The 15508-nt window shown below is 65.0% G+C and carries 23 protein-coding genes; 10 read left to right on the top strand and 13 right to left on the bottom strand.

Annotated features, from left to right (window positions below; genetic code table 11):
• Positions 1-43 precede the first annotated feature (43 nt).
• The 9 genes from CKW28_RS20695 (at position 44) to CKW28_RS24445 (ending at position 5881) form a co-directional block, all read left to right on the top strand.
• Entirely contained in the window at positions 44-571 is a 528-nt protein-coding gene (locus CKW28_RS20695; protein ID WP_050811937.1) for an EspA/EspE family type VII secretion system effector, read from the top strand.
• Positions 568-1089 (top strand): TPR repeat domain-containing protein, encoded by a 522-nt coding sequence (locus CKW28_RS20700; protein ID WP_040546615.1) that lies wholly within the window; start codon positions 568-570, stop codon positions 1087-1089. The genes CKW28_RS20695 and CKW28_RS20700 overlap by 4 nt, the downstream gene beginning before the upstream one ends.
• 365 nt (positions 1090-1454) lie before the next feature.
• Entirely contained in the window at positions 1455-1784 is a 330-nt protein-coding gene (locus tag CKW28_RS20705) for a hypothetical protein (protein ID WP_003925103.1), read from the top strand.
• 24 nt (positions 1785-1808) lie between these two features.
• Positions 1809-2234, top strand: a complete 426-nt coding sequence (locus CKW28_RS20710; protein ID WP_050811938.1) for a carboxymuconolactone decarboxylase family protein — start codon at positions 1809-1811, stop codon at positions 2232-2234.
• Positions 2235-2447: 213 nt separating this feature from the next.
• Entirely contained in the window at positions 2448-3383 is a 936-nt protein-coding gene (locus CKW28_RS20715; protein ID WP_234785030.1) for a tyrosine-type recombinase/integrase, read from the top strand.
• On the top strand, positions 3380-3703 hold the full coding sequence (locus tag CKW28_RS20720) for a hypothetical protein (protein WP_234785028.1): 324 nt from the start codon (positions 3380-3382) through the stop codon (positions 3701-3703). Before CKW28_RS20715 ends, CKW28_RS20720 begins: the two co-directional genes overlap by 4 nt.
• A 94-nt stretch (positions 3704-3797) precedes the next feature.
• Positions 3798-4367, top strand: coding sequence for a hypothetical protein (locus CKW28_RS23700; RefSeq protein ID WP_131588026.1), 570 nt, complete (start codon positions 3798-3800; stop codon positions 4365-4367).
• Positions 4368-4815: 448 nt separating this feature from the next.
• The gene (locus CKW28_RS20730) at positions 4816-5496 is read left to right on the top strand and encodes a DUF433 domain-containing protein (RefSeq protein WP_003925109.1); all 681 of its coding nucleotides are present in this window, start codon (positions 4816-4818) and stop codon (positions 5494-5496) included.
• On the top strand, positions 5450-5881 hold the full coding sequence (locus tag CKW28_RS24445) for a PIN-like domain-containing protein (RefSeq protein ID WP_157997577.1): 432 nt from the start codon (positions 5450-5452) through the stop codon (positions 5879-5881). The genes CKW28_RS20730 and CKW28_RS24445 overlap by 47 nt, the downstream gene beginning before the upstream one ends.
• Before the next feature lie 239 nt (positions 5882-6120).
• Here CKW28_RS24445 and CKW28_RS20735 read toward each other — a convergent pair whose 3' ends face one another.
• From CKW28_RS20735 to CKW28_RS20785, 12 genes are all read right to left on the bottom strand, one after another.
• Positions 6121-6390, bottom strand: a complete 270-nt coding sequence (locus tag CKW28_RS20735; protein WP_003925110.1) for a hypothetical protein — start codon at positions 6388-6390, stop codon at positions 6121-6123.
• A gap of 14 nt (positions 6391-6404) precedes the next feature.
• Positions 6405-7556, bottom strand: coding sequence for a cutinase family protein (locus tag CKW28_RS20740; protein ID WP_003925111.1), 1152 nt, complete (start codon positions 7554-7556; stop codon positions 6405-6407).
• The gene (locus CKW28_RS20745; RefSeq protein WP_003925112.1) at positions 7556-8740 is read right to left on the bottom strand and encodes an N-acetylmuramoyl-L-alanine amidase; all 1185 of its coding nucleotides are present in this window, start codon (positions 8738-8740) and stop codon (positions 7556-7558) included. The genes CKW28_RS20740 and CKW28_RS20745 overlap by 1 nt, the downstream gene beginning before the upstream one ends.
• Positions 8741-8756: 16 nt before the next feature.
• A complete protein-coding gene (locus CKW28_RS24350) occupies positions 8757-8879 on the bottom strand; it encodes a hypothetical protein (RefSeq protein ID WP_264015587.1) in 123 nt (40 codons plus the stop codon).
• A gap of 64 nt (positions 8880-8943) precedes the next feature.
• Positions 8944-9651, bottom strand: coding sequence for a DUF7257 domain-containing protein (locus tag CKW28_RS20750; RefSeq protein ID WP_003925114.1), 708 nt, complete (start codon positions 9649-9651; stop codon positions 8944-8946).
• Position 9652: 1 nt separating this feature from the next.
• Positions 9653-10069, bottom strand: a complete 417-nt coding sequence (locus tag CKW28_RS20755; protein ID WP_003925115.1) for a hypothetical protein — start codon at positions 10067-10069, stop codon at positions 9653-9655.
• A gap of 18 nt (positions 10070-10087) precedes the next feature.
• Complete coding sequence (locus CKW28_RS20760) at positions 10088-10408, bottom strand: DUF7240 domain-containing protein (protein ID WP_003925116.1); 321 nt, start codon at positions 10406-10408, stop codon at positions 10088-10090.
• Positions 10408-10764, bottom strand: a complete 357-nt coding sequence (locus tag CKW28_RS20765; RefSeq protein ID WP_040546617.1) for a hypothetical protein — start codon at positions 10762-10764, stop codon at positions 10408-10410. Before CKW28_RS20765 ends, CKW28_RS20760 begins: the two co-directional genes overlap by 1 nt.
• A 33-nt stretch (positions 10765-10797) precedes the next feature.
• Positions 10798-12093: a DUF7172 family protein gene (locus CKW28_RS20770; protein WP_003925118.1), complete on the bottom strand. Its 1296-nt coding sequence runs from the start codon at positions 12091-12093 to the stop codon at positions 10798-10800.
• Positions 12090-12689, bottom strand: a complete 600-nt coding sequence (locus CKW28_RS20775) for a DUF7172 family protein (protein WP_003925119.1) — start codon at positions 12687-12689, stop codon at positions 12090-12092. The genes CKW28_RS20770 and CKW28_RS20775 overlap by 4 nt, the downstream gene beginning before the upstream one ends.
• A 100-nt stretch (positions 12690-12789) precedes the next feature.
• Positions 12790-13431 carry a DUF7172 family protein gene (locus tag CKW28_RS20780; RefSeq protein ID WP_003925121.1) on the bottom strand — a complete coding sequence of 214 codons (642 nt, stop codon included), beginning with the start codon at positions 13429-13431 and terminating at the stop codon, positions 12790-12792.
• 52 nt (positions 13432-13483) lie between these two features.
• Positions 13484-13867, bottom strand: coding sequence for a phage tail fiber protein (locus tag CKW28_RS20785; RefSeq protein WP_003925122.1), 384 nt, complete (start codon positions 13865-13867; stop codon positions 13484-13486).
• A gap of 56 nt (positions 13868-13923) precedes the next feature.
• On the opposite strand from CKW28_RS20785, the gene CKW28_RS20790 reads away from it, so the two are divergent.
• Positions 13924-14223 carry a hypothetical protein gene (locus CKW28_RS20790; protein WP_061252280.1) on the top strand — a complete coding sequence of 100 codons (300 nt, stop codon included), beginning with the start codon at positions 13924-13926 and terminating at the stop codon, positions 14221-14223.
• Here the strand turns inward: CKW28_RS20790 and CKW28_RS20795 are convergent.
• Positions 14220-15368: a glycine-rich domain-containing protein gene (locus tag CKW28_RS20795; protein ID WP_131588027.1), complete on the bottom strand. Its 1149-nt coding sequence runs from the start codon at positions 15366-15368 to the stop codon at positions 14220-14222. The genes CKW28_RS20790 and CKW28_RS20795 overlap by 4 nt on opposite strands.
• Between the last annotated feature and the right edge of the window lie 140 nt (positions 15369-15508).

Consider the following 15508-nt stretch of genomic DNA (forward strand, 5'->3'; position numbering starts at 1 on the left):
CGGGCGATGATGACAGCGTGGGGTCTGCTGACAGGGCTCCGCGATGAGTGCGCTCGACGCGTTCTTCCTGACGTGGCGCAAAGCCCGCGAGACCTACGGGGTGGGCACCCCGCAGACCGGTGAGCAATTCGACCACAGCACCACGTTCCGTGAGCTGGCCTCACGGTTGGAATCCACCGCACCGGGTGACAAGTGGACCGGCACCGCGGCCGATGCCTACGACGCGGTCAACACCGAACACCGCTTAGTCATCGGCGAATTGGCCAACCTCGACCGTCGCCTCGGCGCTCAGATCACCCGCGCCGCCCAGATCGTCACAACCGGCCGCAACGATCTGCAGACCGTGCACGATACAGTGGCGGCCATCGCCGACAGGCTGCCGCCTGGTCCCAGTGACGACGCCATGCGTTACGCCCTGGTGAGCCAGGGCACCGGAAAGATCATCGAAATCATCCGGGACTCCAACACCGACCTGAACGCCGTCGGCGCTGACCTCCGCGCACTCGACAGCGCGTACCAGGAATTGGGCAACCAGAAGTTCGCCAACGGGCCCAAGGAAAGCAACACATGAAGGACATCTCCGCGATCGTCCGGGACGGAGACCCCGAACTGCAGACCGGAACGCAGGTCGACCGGCACATGATCGACAAGGCCGACCGCATGATGGACGCGCCCATCTGGGAGAAGGATCCGGCAAGCAACGGCGGCAGTCTCGATCAGCGTGATCCGTATCTGGACGGGGTCGTCTCGGATATCTTCACCTCAGCGGGCCGAGACCACATCGCCGTCGGTGAGCACCTTCTCAGCGAGAAGGGCGACGACTTCCAGGGCGTGGAAGTGCAAGCGATGCCTCCGAGGTGGATAACGCACGACCCGGAAGGGCGAGTTCGAATCCTCTCGTATGGCGAAGTTCATGACCTGCCATGCGCCACTCCGAGTTTCAGCGAGTACAACCGGACCCTCGCCGAGGCGACCGAACAAACTCTCGGACAAGGCTCATCAGAGCACATGAAGAGCGCGCCGACTTACCGCTATAACCAGGTTTCTGAGGTGATGAATCCACAAACCGATCAACCGGAGCCACCATGATGATGCGTCGACGAGCTGCCGCGGCTTGTTGCGCGGCAGCACTATTCGCGATCCCGGGGTGTTCTCCTGCGCCGCCCCCGTTGCCAGATGACAGTCCTACCGCGGTAGCAGAACAGATCACCGGTTCCGACGGAGACGCTTTCCTCGCAGAGATCACCACCTTTGATTGCAGCGGAAACCGTCTCAGACGGTACCCAGGCGAGCAATTCGCCGGCTTGTTCTCCGTCGTCAGGCCTGAGTGAGTACCCCCAGATCGACACCGCGCTTGGTGAATTCGCCGACACATTCGAGCATCAGCGGACTGCACGACGACAGCGGATACTCCAGCCAATCCTGTTCTGTGGCAGAGATATTCAGAAAGTCTGATGCCGTACCTCGGCGCGATGGTCGGAGACGACCGCAATACCGCGGGGTTCACGCCTCTTGACGGCCTGCATTCGGAGATGCCCCGTAGTGCGGCCCTGTTCGCGCCGGCAATCGATGTATCCGGCGACTGGACCATCACCGGCTACCTGAACTGGTTCTGGGTGTACCAGACCCCCGAATGGCCGCACGGCCAGGAGGACCTGAACGCCCGCATCGACCGCGCTCCGGACTCCCACCAACACCGGCAGTTGCTGATCGTGGGCCCACACCCCCGCGATTACTTCCCCACCGAACCCGCCTGGCCCGGCTGGCCGAGGGCGGTGAAATGAGTCCGGCGTGTCACCCTTTACCGCATGACGGATATGCGCGAACAGGGTCTTCAGGTCTTCCGGGAACTGCTGCCGGGGGTGCTGCCGGACGGCGACGTCGACTTCCGGGACGGCAGTTTCGGCGATGAACTGCTCGAGATCGGCATCGACAACGTGTTCGGCCGGCTGTGGACCCGCGACGGGCTGAGCCGACGGGACCGCAGCCTGGTCACCCTGGGCATCCTGATCGCGCTGCGCGCCACCGACGAACTCCGGTTCCACGTACAGATCGCCCGCAACAACGGACTGACCGAAGACGAGATCGCCGAGGTCATCTACCACGCCACCGGCTACGCCGGGTTCCCGAATGCCAGCACCGCGATGAAGGTGGCCAAGGAGGTGCTCGCGGAGGAACACAGCCGCGCTGCCGACGCGGACAAACAGAGCCGCCTAGGGGAATCGAACCCCTGACCTATTCATTACGAGTCCACCGGTTGCGGCTGAATCGGCTAACTAATCCGGACAACGTACTCCCCTTCCCAGGCCACAATGACGATGCTGAGCGGCAAGACGTCGCATGATTTTTTGCCAGGCTCGACATCCGTTGCTGCATTCCGCAGCATCCGCCACGGATCCCCCAGTCACACTGCTTTTCTGTGCCCGAAAGGTGACTGAACAGTGACCATGAACCAGCCACAAAGTGCTGTTATCCAGGCCATTCTGCATGCTGATTCAGCAAACATCGGGGAGGGCTTGGAATCCGTGCAGTATCCGCTTGTCAACACTTGGCGCACCTGGCAGTTTGCCCAATCGCTGTCGAAGCGGACCGTCGATGAACGTGTCGCCACCGTCACCCGCATGGCGAACTGGTGCCAAACAAGCCCGGAGAGCGCCACCAGCGAACAGATCGCCGAATGGCTCGCCGCCGGCGACTGGATGCCGCGCACCCGCTGGACCTACCACCGGGCACTCAGCGCCTGGTTCACATGGCTGCAGCTCCAGGGCCACCGTCTCGACAACCCGATGCTCCGGCTCGGCGACCCAAAGCGGCCGAAGAGCGTGCCCAGGCCACTGTCAAACGCTGACGTCGCCCGCCTGCTCACCACTCGAATGCACACGCGTACACGCGCGATGGTCCTGCTCGCAACCTTCGAAGGTCTCCGCACATTCGAGATCGCCAAAGTCCGGGGCGAACATTTCGACCTGGTCAGCCGCACCATGACAGTCACCGGGAAGGGCGGCATCACCGCCACCCTGCCGCTACACCACCGCGTTGTCGAACACGCCTACCGGATGCCACGCAAAGGCTACTGGTTCCCCGGCCGCAACGGTGGACATCAGCGCCGCGAATCCGTGGGGCAAACCATCAAAGAGGCCATCACACGGGCCGGCGCAGTAGGGTCCGCCCACCAGCTACGGCACTGGTTCGGCACCGCGCTCGTCGAGGCCGGGGTTGATCTACGCACCGTCCAAACGCTGCTGCGGCACCAGAATCTCTCGAGTACCGAGATATACACGCAGGTCAAAGAACCACGCCGCGCGGACGCGATTCAGCTGCTCGACCCGTTCCAGCTCGACATGGTTGCGCTGTCTGCTTCACCGTGGAAGGAAGCGGCATGACGAGCAGCATCCCCTGGCGTCGTAGGCTGCCGGGCATGGCTCGCCGCTCACCGTGGATCAACCCCAAGGCACAGCTGCTGGTTCGGCTGCTCGCCGAACGCTACGGACTGACGCTCACCGAGGACGCAGCACGCGAAACGATCTCAGACCAGGTCGACCACGTCGCGGCCATGATGCGGATCGGCCGGCAAGCCGCCAAACGCTACGTCACCGACGACGCGATCACGCGGATGGCTGATCGGATCGCGGCAGCAGTCCACGAAGCCGAAACCACGCCCGAACCATCTCAGCCGCGGCCACAGCTACGCATCGTCAAATAGCAAACAGGCCGCCTGGCAAATCAAGGTCAGTTACCATTCCGGGTCATGAGCAACGGTGCAGAGGTCCGGGATGGGTAGGCGCGAACGTAAAGCGTTGAAGAATCTCAAGGCGCAGCGGGCAGCCGAGGAGAAACTCGCAGCAGAGGACGCGAAGAAAGCCGAACGCCAACGCCAGATGGAAGAAGCCGCAGCTGCATGGGCTGCCAAAACTCCTGAAGAAAAACGTCAGGTCTACAAGCTGGCGGGCATCGCCGCAATCGTCATCGTGCTGCTGCTGGCCATAATCGGCGCATGCAGCGGCGGCGCAGACAATAAGGACTCGAACACAGCCACTACCACGACGAGGACCACTACGACGACGGCTCCCCCAGCCCCCGTTGATGCTCCAATCGTGATCTCGATGCCCCTCGGGTTCGCCGAGGAAAGAAACGGCATCCGCATCGACGCGATCGATATCGGGCAACACATCGTCGACGACGTGAACCGCGAACGCGCTATTTTTGACCGGAACAACTGGCGCGTCGCCGCGCAATGCGATCAGATGGTCGGCAATCGGTTGAAGGTCGGTGCGATCAAAGCCGATGAGGCGGCGATCATCTCCAACGCACGGCAAGGCACGTCGATCGCGGAGAACCGACTCCAATTCCTTCTGGACTGCCCATGACTGATCAGCAGTTCGCGAAACTCGTCATCGCCATCATCGGCGCGGCGCTCCTGGTCATCGGCGTGATCTTGATGCTCGCCTTCTGAACGCCGCTCACTGGACTGTGCCGTCCTTGCGCTGCTGGTTGAGCGTCGCGGTCGGCCATGCAGGCCGTTACCGCCGAGGCGCGGCACCTACACGCGGTGTGACCCTCATATTTTTGCGCAAAACCAGACAATCAGCAGTTCAGACGCTACCGTCACGACCCGACGCGTGCCGCCACCGCGTGATCGGCACCTACGCGCGGTGTGAGCGACGCAATGTAAGGCCAACGGGTGAGGCCCGGGCCCGGACGCTGCGTTGCGAATTTGTTACGGTTCTGCCGCGCGACGCGCATAACGTGCTGCTGGAACGCGTCCACAAGGGGTACGTTTTTGTTGGTGAGAGGCGATGCTGTAGAGGGGGTGTGATGGGTACCGCCAAGGTAGACGACGCCCGGTTCACACAGGGCATCCTCAACATGGCAGATGCCGCCCGATTTCTAGCGCTCAGTCAGCCGACTTTCCATAGGTGGGCAAAAGGGTATGAGCGGGGCGAACCACTCATCCACGTGATTCACGGCGTGCCTACCCGGAAGGCGAACGTCTCGTTTATCGCACTGACAGAGGCATATGTGCTCGCGGCGCTACGCGACGCTGGGGTGCAGCTCCGACGTGTGCGACCCGCGCTTGACAAACTCCAGAAAGAGTTTGGGCGTGAGTACGTGCTCACCGCTCCCAACCTTGCAACGGATGGCATCGACGTGCTTTGGGACTTCTCCAAGTCAAGGGAAGGTGCCGGTCTTATAGAAGCGCGTACAGGGCGTTACGTCATCCGGGAGATTGTCGAAGACTACCTGCAATACATCTCATGGGATAGCTCCGAGATTCCGTATCAGCTCGTTCTCCGGCAGTGGCAGCCCGCGAAGATCGTCGTTGATCTGCGCCACTCTTTCGGACAACCAAGATTCGGGGTTTCAGGACCACGCGTGGCGGATGTAGCTGCCATGCTCAAGGCTGGAGAACCGGGGGAAGTCGTTGCCGATGAGTTCGGGATCTCACGAGATGAAGTCCGAACCGCCGCACGCGTCCTCCTGGGCCGCGCCGCCTGAGTTCTATCTCGACGAGAACCTCGCGGGCAAGACCCTCCGTAGAGCGATACAGCGATACGGTTATGTCGTCCATACGCCTCCTGAGCTCTACGGATCACGAGAGGCTTCGGAGGGGATCCCGGATGAAAGGTGGTTACGTGACGTCGGCAAGAAGGGCTGGGCTGTAATTGGCCGTGACACGACGATTCTAAAGACTCCGAGTGAGCTAGCGGCTTATAAGGCCGCCAAACTACATATGTTTCTGTTCGACGGGGAGGCTAACCGGGAGCAGCTGGTCGTTGCGGTCACCGCGACTTTGCAGGAAATCTGTACGCATTGCATGAACGGAACACCGTCCGTTTGGCGTGTCCGCGGCCGCCCACACCCGCACCTCGTCCTACTCTGAGCTGCCCTGGGAGGAAAGCGGCCCCACCATGTCGGAGTGGGGCCGCTTACCGTTCGTCGCGTTTGCCAGACGCTGACACCCATGATGCTATCCGCGCCAGGTGACGATTTCGACGCCTGGCACTTCGTGGGCGGCGCAGGCGACGACGTGCCGCCACCACCAGCATCTCCCGCAGCTACTCCGCCTCGCGGCCAGGACGGCGCCGATGCCGCCGGACCCGAGCACGACCGCCAGGGTGCTCAAGCGGCGCCGCCCGGATGTTTCCGTTCGAAGGCGGCACTGTCTGGGTTGCCGCTGATCCGCGTCGCCGCGAGGCATTTCGCGAACGTGGCCGCCGCCATGCCGGCGGCGGTGCCCAGCGCAGCCACCCAGGGGAAATACCGGGCATCGACGGCCTGGGCAGCTTCGGCGCCGACGCCGAGTCCGCCGCCGACGAGAAAGCCCTGCCCGGCCGATGAGGCGACTCGCTCTGCGGTGTCCCGCCAGAACTTTCGGGTGAAGATCGACATCGAATGGTCCTTTCTCACGGGAGTTTCCAGGCGGTCCAGGCGGGTGGTCCGTCGTTCCATCCGGCCCAGGTGCCGGGGATGGTGTAGACGACGGCGCTGTCGACGTGTTCGGTGATCAGGTGCGCCGCCCGATCGACACCGGTGAGGCCGCCCCACTTCGGCATGGGCAGGTCGTGGTAGCGGACGTGGGCGTTGGTGTGCACGAACTTGATGGCGTCGACCAGGAGCCAGATCAGTTGCGGCAGCAGCGCGAAGATCGACGTGACGCCGAGGACGTTTCCGCCGCGGCCGAGGACCATCGGCGCGATCGGCGCGAGCGCGCCGGCGCCGGGCTGATCCGACGGCTGCACCCCGAGGAGCAGCTGCCCGGCCGCCGTGGACAGCCGTTGCACCAGGAACATGGCGAACTCGAGGGACAGTTCCATGCGGGTCAGCAGCTCGTAGAGCAGGGGGAGGAGTCCTCTGGCGGCGGGATACCAGTCGCCGTCGAGGATGAAGTCCCATGTGCGGGGGCGGGCCCAGGCGGGGGTGTAGACGCCGGAGATGCCGGCGCCGTGGAAATCGGTGCCGAACAGGGTCGGCCCGGGCGCCCGGCCCGGGGAACCGAACGTCACGACCATCGCGATCTCGTTGCGGCGATCCGCCGGCCACTGGTGCAGGGCGTGGGTGGCGACGTCGGCGCCTTGGGAGTAGCCGATCAGCACCTTCGGCCGCGGATCCGGCAGCGCGAGGCGCAGCAGCTCCGCGACACCAGCATCGCGTGATTCGACGTAGGACACCTGCGGATCCGGGGTGAGGAATCCCATCGCGGGGTAGCCGACGCCCTGTTGAATGAACCGCTTGGCCGGTGGGGCGTTACCTCCGGCGGGAACGACCGCGCCGAGGGCGATCTGAACGCGCCAGTCCGCGATCCCGTCGGTGCGCAGGATGTGGCCGCGGGCGTGCAGCGGTTTGTGGTGCTCGGGGAGGTCGTTGATGTGGCGGCAGATGTTGATGACCGCCTGGCGGGTGGCGGGGGTGTAGACGCCGGATTCGGTGACGCCGAGTTCCTCGGAGCGGGAGTACGTGGGGTAGGCGTACAGCAGCCGGTGCTGCAGCCGCGCCACGCCCGGCCCGGTGTCGCCGTCGCCGAGGCCGATCCAGTTGCCGTGCTCGTCGTGGGCCATCAGCGGGCCTCGATCAACCGCTCGATCCGCTTCAGTGCGCGAATCATCCCGTCACGGAGCGTCAGTGGCTTGCCGTCGACGCTCTGGTCCGCCCACTTCTCGGGCCACGCGCTGTGCTCGGGGCCGAGTTGGGCGGCGATGTACTCCAGCAGCTCACGGTCGGACCAGTCCTGCGGGAACCGCTTCGCCGGGGCGGGGGCGGGCTGGCCGCTGGCGTACCTGGTTACCGCGGCCGTGAACACGTCCCAGGGGAAGTTGGGGCCGACGTCGGTGTGTGTGCCCCAGCCGAAAACGTCGGTGACCCACCGGTGATCTGAGATACCCGGGGTGCCGTTCGTATACGGCGGCGGCACCACCAGCGTCGAGAAGCCGTACTTCTTCGCGTCCTGGACGGCGAGGTATGCGGCGACGTCAATCGCGTTGCGTTGCTTGAGCCATTGGTCGCGGGTCCAGGCTGCGCGGGAGCCGGCGAAGCACAGGTTGATGCTGATGCTGTTTGCGTTGCCGACCGACCATGAGCTGAAGTCGGTGTCGACGCAGTCCACCACCGTGACGCCGCCGTCGCTGGCCTGGCTGATCGTGTAGTGGTAGCTGACCTGGTTGGCGGTCTGGAACCACTTCGCCAGGTTCTCTGCGGCGTCGTCCCCGCCGCCCCCCTCCTGGGTGTGGATCAGGAACATGGTTGGCTTCTTGCCGGACCGCGATGAGAAGTTCTTCGACCAGATCGGGAACTCGTTGAAATCGGGTCGCATGGTGTCTCCTGTGTGGTGGTCGTAGAGTCGGGCGGCCTGGTCGACGTGGCGTTTGATCTCGTCGAGGTAGGCTTTGCGGCCGCGGTCGTAGGCGGTCTGCGCGGACGGGTCGGAGGGCCGCTGCTGCAGCCAGAAGATGTTGAGCCAGATGTCCGGGGAAGCGCCGGCGCTGGAGCGTTTCTGGTCGAGGCGGTCGAGGAACTCGAGGATGTTGCCGTTGGGGTCGAGCCGGTCCGGATAGCTGGAGTCCTGCTGGAAGTATCCGTGCCAGCGGCCATTCGAGTGCCACACCATGCGCAGCCCGGACTCCTGGATAGCCGTCGAGAGCACGGCGATCGACTCGTCTCGGCCGTAGCCGCGGCGGCGGGTCTCCACGACGATCGCTCGAGCGACCTGGTCGAACGTGCTGGTGTTGGTGAGGCCGAGGCTCAATTCAGTGCCTCCCCCTTCATATGTCGGTGCCGAATCCTTGGCCGCCGTCGGTGAACTCGACGGCGAGGACGAGAATCGCAGCGGCAAGAACGGGCGCGCAGATGATGGCGCCGCAGATGATCAGCAGCAGTCGTCGCATCATGCGAACCCCCTCCCTGCCGGGTTTCGCGGCTGACGCTACGAACGAGGGGTGAAGTGCGCGGTCAGACCATGTCGATGTAGTCGATCGCCGGGCCGAACCGGCGCGGCCCCAGGAGGTCCTTGCTGGCCATCACGGCCAGCCCGAGGGAGCGGTAATCGGGTCCGCGGGCCGCGGTTTGGCCGGTGTCTTCCCATTCGCCGGCGAACTTGCCGTTGCGGCGCACGGTGTGCAGATCGCCCCGGAAGTCGTAGCGGATGATGTCGCCTGCCGAGAAGGCGCCGCAGTTCTCTGTCACGGTTTCGGTGTTGTTGACGCGGCGCACGATCCGAATCGTGGACGAGTCCAGACCGATGCCGACGCCGTGAGTGAATCCGTTGTTGGAGACACGGGCGAACACCGTCGTGCGGCACAGGTCGCCGGTGATCGAGGGTCCCGAGCCCTGGGAGCCGATGCGGAACTCGATGTAGCCGTCGTCCTTGTCGAGGATCGCGGCGTTGTAGCGCTGCCGGGAGGTGATCAGCGCGAGCGCAAGCAACCCGTCCGGCACGGCGAGGCGACACATGCCGTTGACCACGCCGGCCTTGTATGTGGCTGATGGGCCGTGGTCGGTCCAGTCGGGTCCGAGGGTCGGCGCGTCGGGGCGGTTGAAGTGGTCACCGATCCGGGCGGAGGACCAGACGAGTTGGTCTCCGAAGTAGCGCGCCTTGATCGGGATGCTGCCGAAGTATCGGCGGGCCACCGGCTGGTCACCGAAGTAGCGTCTGGCCACGTCAGGTGTCCAAGACCTCGTAGAACGTGTTCGGAGCGGGTGTAAGCGATGACCATTCCTGGTCGGTCACCACAATGGTGGCGGCCTGGATCGGGTTGCCCGACGAGTCGAACACTGTCATCACGCCCGGCCCGGCCTTATCGGGGGTGACCGCCTCATCGTCAAGCTGGTCGGTGCCCACCGCCTGATCATCGATGTTGGCGGTCTTGACCTGTTTGGCGCCGATACTCTCGGATTGGACTGCGCCGAGCGCGATCTTTGGGCTGGTGACCGCCCGATCGTCGAGCTTGTTGGTGGTGATCTCGCCGTCGTTGACCGTCGACGGGGCGACCTCAGCGATCTCCTCCCGCACCTGCGGCGCGAACCGCTGCCCGGGCGGTTTGTCCATGTCGAGGTTAGGCACCAGGATCTTCGACATGCCCGGCAGGTTATGGGCTCAGCGTGCACCCAGCGCCCGGGAGAACGCATCGAAACTGGCCTCTACCTCGGCGGGGTCCTCGAACCCGGCCGGAGGCGGCTGATACTGCTCGCCGTTGAGGTCTTCGGCGCCCTCCGGGGCGGGCGCGTACAGCTTGTCGAGCAGCTCTTGGCGTTCGCGGCGGGCCCGGTCCGGGTCGTCAGTGCCCGCACCGGCGGCCTCCAATGCGAGGGCTTCGGTTTCATCGATGATGGCGTGCATCGACGGCAGTGCCATGGGATCGGTGATGCCGTTGGCGCGCATCCGTTGCCGCAGGGTTCTCCAGTGGTAGGCCGCCATCAGCGCGAGGCTGATGACGGCAACATAGGGCGCGCCGTGCCCCAAGTGGAGATAGATCGCGCGACCCTGCCGAGGGTGTCCGGCGGCGCTTCGCCGTTGATCATCGCAACCGTCAGCCGCTCGTATTCGCCGTCAGCCAGATGGTTGCGCACGAAGAGGGTGAGGTAATCCTGGCGGGCGGTGGCATCGATTTTCGCGTTCGCGCTCATGGCCAGCGCCGCAGTGGATCGCGGCATCGGCCTGCGTGCCAGCACACTGCCGACCCCTGGCACCTCGAGTGGCCGGAACGGGCCTTCCATGGGGACGAGCTCAGCGTCGCCGAGCATGTCATCGAAACCGGGTGGCGGTTCATACATCCGAGGCGATTCTCCCTTTCAGATCCACTCCGATTACAGTGTCGGCGCGCCCGGCACCAAGATGGTCAGCGCGATCGAGCGTCCCGACCACTGCGGGGTTTTCGTCGGCACGAACATGCGCTCTCCGGTGGGGCGCGGCGGGTTCGCCAGGACGGCGACCGCGCAGGAACTGCCGTTAGCGTCTACATCGGACAGCTCAGTCATGCCGTCTGGCGGCTCCTGGTTAATCGGCGCCTGCAGCGGTGAGTGCGCGAAGTAGGAGGCGCAGAGCAGCAGTTGGCCGGCACGGTCGATAGAGGGGCAGATGTGCCCTTCGGCGCGTTCCCAGAAGAACCTGCGCAGGCTGGACGCGAATTGCCAGCCGTCGGTGAGGAACGGGCTGGCGTCACGGATCACGACGAGGTGGGCGATAACTTCGGCGAGGATGCCGGTGGTGAACCGGTACGACGCCGGCTCGTCATCGGTGGCGGTGCGCATGTAGACCTTCATGTGCACATCCCCGATGCCGGCCAGGCCGTCGTTGCGGACGTGCACCTGGGTCCAGCCCGGTTCCTGCGGGGTGATGTCGGAGGCCAGGCCGATGTTGTTGGCGACGATCGCCAGGATGATGTCGCCCTCTTGGGTGCCGGCGGGCACGTCAACATCGGCTGGGAAGGTGTTGTTGACGCCGTGCTCCACCCCGACGATCGTCGGGGTCGGCCGCGGCGACGGCGGGATGACCGCGGGGATCCCGTAGAGGTCGAGTCGGGTGTCGCCGGAGATGAACTGGCTGACGGTGTTCTGGTCGCCGCCGTCGATCATGGTGTTTTCCCAGAACTCGGAGATGAACCGGAGCTCGACGCGGGCGTGGAACGTCTCCCCTGGCGCGACGGCTGGCCATCCGGTGCGCTGCGGCAACAGAGGTGCGGACGCGCTGTTGGCGCGGACCTCGTGCACTCCGAATCCGGTGCCGATCGCGAGCAGCCCGCCGCGGCCAACGTCCATGCCGCCGCCGAACCGTGACACCTCGATCATGTCGAACGACCCCGGCGGGTCGGGTGTGGGTGTGATCTCGATGCCGTGGCTCATGGCGAGGTAGCCGCGTGAACGGGCCTGCAGCGCCACCTGGGCGCCGCCGCGGGTGACCATGCCGTACACGTACTGCGGCACCGGTGTGTCGTTCGTCCACGCCAGCGAGACTGTGTGGACGGGGTCGTTCTTGTTGCCGCCACCCGAGGTGTCGTAGGAGCGGGAAACCGACGCTGTGGTGCGGGAGGCCAGCAGTCGGTATTGCGTCCACGGCTGCGGCGAGATCGTCTCATCGATGATCTGGAAGTGCTCGTTGCTCACGACGCTCCGATCGGCCCGGCGAACACCAGCAGTCGCGCCCAGCGGGCGTGCGCCTCGTAGCGCGGTTCGTACTCGGTGGGCGCAGTCCACGTGCCGGGGGTCTGCACCGCGCACAGATACCGGAAGTGCAGGGAGCGTTGTGGGGCCAGTTCACCGATCGGCACCCATGATTGCGAGCTGTCGCCGTCGATGAACAGGCGTCCGAACCGCAGGTCCTCGCCGCGGGTTTCGGGTCGGTCGACCTGGGCGCGGCCTCCGAACGCGTCTTGGACGATGCTCGGGTAGTCGGCCACGGGGGACACGCCGGTGGCGAATGACCAGGCGTCGTGGATGACCACGGTGGACGGGTTTTGCGCCACGATGGTGCGGGGTGCGCGGTTGACCTGGACCGCCACCATCTGCGGATCGCGGGAATTGTTGTGCCAGGTGACGTCGCCGTCGATCATCGTGACCGGATCGGGGGCGCGGCTGATTGGGCCGTCTTTGGTGGAGCCGAGGAACCGTTCGGCGACGACGCGGGGGAACCAGTTGCGCCGCATACCCATGCCGTCGACTGTCGACAGCATGTATTCGGCGGTGCAGGGTTTGACGGTCATTGCGGCACCGCCTGGTGGTTGTCGTCGAGCGTCGACAGGACGTGCCGGTACTCGCCGGGCACCGGCTCAGCGATTCTGGCGCCGCACCGCTTACAGAACATCATCCGGTCACCACGTTTTCTTGCTGCCCGAACGCGATCAGCTGCAGTCGCGCCCAGCGGGCGTGCGCCTCGTGGCGCGGCTGATTCTTGTTCGCGTTGTCAGACCAGGGCGGCGGCGTCCACACATAGCAGCGGTACCGCAGCCGGAAGTGCTGGCCGGGCTCGATCGGATACGGCACCCATTCGTCGGAGCTGTTGGTGTCGGTCCACATCCACTCAACCCCGGGCTGGGGTTCGGCCACGCTGTTCGTACCGAAGTCGATCGCGGATCCGGTGTGGCCGTTGTAGATGCCGGTGGTGATTGGCTCGGCTGGTTCGGCGTCGACCGCGAACGTCCAGCGATCCCGGAACTGGATCGCGTTCGGATTCGACGTGATCCAGGATCGTGGTCCGCGGGTGATCCGAATGAGGATGCGCTGGTCGATTGGGGTGTCATTACGCCAAGCGACGCGGCCATCGATCAGCAGTTTCCCGGGCAAGGTCGTGGCCGGGTACACCCGGCCGTCGCCGCCAGAATTCGCCCGGACGTCGGCGACCAGACGGGGAACAGCCCACGGCTGCAGGCGGAGCTGGCCGGCGTCGTCTGTCGTGAGGTTCTCATCGATGCAGACGTTCGGCTCTGTGTACTCCAGGTACGCCACGACCCGCAGGTTACGGACCAGGGGTGTCCCAGCAGAAGCCTCTACCGGCGTATCAGGAAGCGATTGGCGTGAAGCCCAGCGGCGCAGTGGTGACGCGGATGATGTCTCCGGCCACACCACCTTTGGCCACCGTGGCCTCGGCGCTCCACAAAGGATTTCCGCCACTGGACGCGTCCCAGAAGCTTCCGTGGCTGATCGTCTGAGTGCCGGCTAACGTGACTTCGGGGGTGTTGTCGAGCTCGATCTGTCCTGAGGACGCCGCGGCGAACGAGCATGCAACCCGGGAGGTGCCGGTGGCGACGTTGGACGTCATGTTCGCGCCCGGCTGGCCGGTGTGCGCTTGAAAGTACACAGTGGTCGGCGGTGTGTAGGGCATGTTGCGGCACACGTGGTCTAGTAGCTTGTTCGCCAGGTAGACGCTGATCCCGGTCGCCATGGGGGCGAGGCTACTGGTCAGGGGTGTGTGCCGGTCGGGCTCATACGCTGCGGTGCATGCGCATAGCGGTGACAACTCTGCCGGTTGCCCCTCAGCAGCCGATCAGCTGGCCATCGACCGGATACCTGTTGACCGCGTTCGTTAACGACGCCGACCCTGGATACGTGGATTTCCACATCTTCGACCCAGAGGACGGCTCACCGGAGTTGCAAATGAATGTGTACATGATCGAGGTCGACGAGCCGTTCCCACCTGGGATGGAAGCAGATTTCGCGGCCGGAAACGTGCAGATGGGCGGATTCTTGCGGTTCCCCGACAAGGTGATGTGGGCGGCGTTCCAGCGGGCAGTGGCTTAGTAGGCGCGGCCCCAGCAGCGACCGTCGGCGCCGTCGCCGCCGCGGGAGCCCGGCAAGAATCCGACATCGCCATTGCCGCCGGCCCCGCCTCCGCCGGGTGCGGTGCCGTTGCCGCCGTTGCCGGTACCGCCCGCGCCGCCGGTGTAGGTGATGCCGTTGTGGCTGTAGTTTCCTGCGCTTCCTCCGTTTTGGGAGCCGGACTCGGGTGTGCCTCCCGGGGCGGTGATGGACCCGCCGGGCCAGCTCCATCCGCTGTTTCCGCCATTTGCCGGATCTTGGACGATGGCGATCGCGCCGGCTGATCCTGCGGAACCCGCACCGACGATGGCGGTGATTTCGGTGACGCTCCAGGCAAGGTCTTCGCCGCGCTCGAGCGTGATGGAGTTCCATCCGCCCGCTTTGCCGCCGCCACCGGCGAGCAGCCCGCCGCCGCCTCGGCCGCCGCAGCCGCCTCCGCATGCGATGAGGTCCAGGAAGTTGCTGTTGCGGGGGAAGACGTAGGGGGTTCCGGCTGTGGGGGTGGTGAACTGCTGGGTGACCGGGGTGAGTGGCGGGAAGGCAAGGCCCATCGTGCGACCGACGGTGATCGCGTGGGACAGGGCAAGGGGCCGGACCAACTCGACGCCTAGCGTGCGGGCTGCGGTGAGCGCGCGGGGCAGGCTGAGCGGCCGGACGATGCCGAGGGTCATTTGCCGATCCAGGTTCACGGCCTGGTGCAAGTCGATCGTGCGGAGTTTGGTCAGCTCAAGGACGCGGTCTAGGTTGATGGTTCGCGTGAAGTCGGCTCCGGTGAGCCGCGTCATGGTTAGTCCACGGGTGATCGCGACGGTGAGCGCGTAGTCGAGTAGGTAGATGCCGTGTAGTTCGACTGCGCGGGTGACGGTTACCGGGCGCTCGAAGGTTATTTTCGCGACTTTTTGAAGCGCGAGTTGACGGGTGGCGTGGATCGACGCGACGAGGTTGAGCGACTTGAGTGCTTGCAGTTCGATTTCGTTGACGAACTGGACGGTGGTGGCCATGTCGAGGGTGATGACAGCCCACCAGCCGATGTCGGGTGTTGCGGCAGATGGTGGCTCGAGATGGGTGAACCATCCCCGCGGCCGCACCGCGGAGAGCGTGGGTACGTCTGGCCACCAACCGGTCATCGGTGGCGAAACTACAGGTCAGGTAGGCAGTTAGCGGCAGCCGATTGCGTCGCGTAGCTCGTTGAGGAAGGCGATGGCGCGTTCTCGCTGCGCCTGCCCCTGAACGATTCGCGGATCGATCGGACGGTTGGGACTGTGGG

Source organism: Mycolicibacterium thermoresistibile (assembly GCF_900187065.1).
Lineage (GTDB): Bacteria > Actinomycetota > Actinomycetes > Mycobacteriales > Mycobacteriaceae > Mycobacterium > Mycobacterium thermoresistibile.

Coding starts and splice junctions, on each gene's coding strand:
- CKW28_RS20695 (WP_050811937.1), top strand. CDS start 44: ATGAGTGCGCTCGACGCGTTCTTCCTGACGTGGCGCAAAGCCCGCGAG.
- CKW28_RS20700 (WP_040546615.1), top strand. CDS start 568: ATGAAGGACATCTCCGCGATCGTCCGGGACGGAGACCCCGAACTGCAG.
- CKW28_RS20705 (WP_003925103.1), top strand. CDS start 1,455: ATGCCGTACCTCGGCGCGATGGTCGGAGACGACCGCAATACCGCGGGG.
- CKW28_RS20710 (WP_050811938.1), top strand. CDS start 1,809: ATGACGGATATGCGCGAACAGGGTCTTCAGGTCTTCCGGGAACTGCTG.
- CKW28_RS20715 (WP_234785030.1), top strand. CDS start 2,448: ATGAACCAGCCACAAAGTGCTGTTATCCAGGCCATTCTGCATGCTGAT.
- CKW28_RS20720 (WP_234785028.1), top strand. CDS start 3,380: ATGACGAGCAGCATCCCCTGGCGTCGTAGGCTGCCGGGCATGGCTCGC.
- CKW28_RS20730 (WP_003925109.1), top strand. CDS start 4,816: ATGGGTACCGCCAAGGTAGACGACGCCCGGTTCACACAGGGCATCCTC.
- CKW28_RS24445 (WP_157997577.1), top strand. CDS start 5,450: ATGAAGTCCGAACCGCCGCACGCGTCCTCCTGGGCCGCGCCGCCTGAG.
- CKW28_RS20735 (WP_003925110.1), bottom strand. CDS start 6,390: ATGTCGATCTTCACCCGAAAGTTCTGGCGGGACACCGCAGAGCGAGTC.
- CKW28_RS20740 (WP_003925111.1), bottom strand. CDS start 7,556: ATGGCCCACGACGAGCACGGCAACTGGATCGGCCTCGGCGACGGCGAC.
- CKW28_RS24350 (WP_264015587.1), bottom strand. CDS start 8,879: ATGCGACGACTGCTGCTGATCATCTGCGGCGCCATCATCTGCGCGCCC.
- CKW28_RS20755 (WP_003925115.1), bottom strand. CDS start 10,069: ATGTCGAAGATCCTGGTGCCTAACCTCGACATGGACAAACCGCCCGGG.
- CKW28_RS20760 (WP_003925116.1), bottom strand. CDS start 10,408: ATGGCGGCCTACCACTGGAGAACCCTGCGGCAACGGATGCGCGCCAAC.
- CKW28_RS20765 (WP_040546617.1), bottom strand. CDS start 10,764: ATGTATGAACCGCCACCCGGTTTCGATGACATGCTCGGCGACGCTGAG.
- CKW28_RS20775 (WP_003925119.1), bottom strand. CDS start 12,689: ATGACCGTCAAACCCTGCACCGCCGAATACATGCTGTCGACAGTCGAC.
- CKW28_RS20785 (WP_003925122.1), bottom strand. CDS start 13,867: ATGGCGACCGGGATCAGCGTCTACCTGGCGAACAAGCTACTAGACCAC.
- CKW28_RS20790 (WP_061252280.1), top strand. CDS start 13,924: ATGCGCATAGCGGTGACAACTCTGCCGGTTGCCCCTCAGCAGCCGATC.
- CKW28_RS20795 (WP_131588027.1), bottom strand. CDS start 15,368: ATGACCGGTTGGTGGCCAGACGTACCCACGCTCTCCGCGGTGCGGCCG.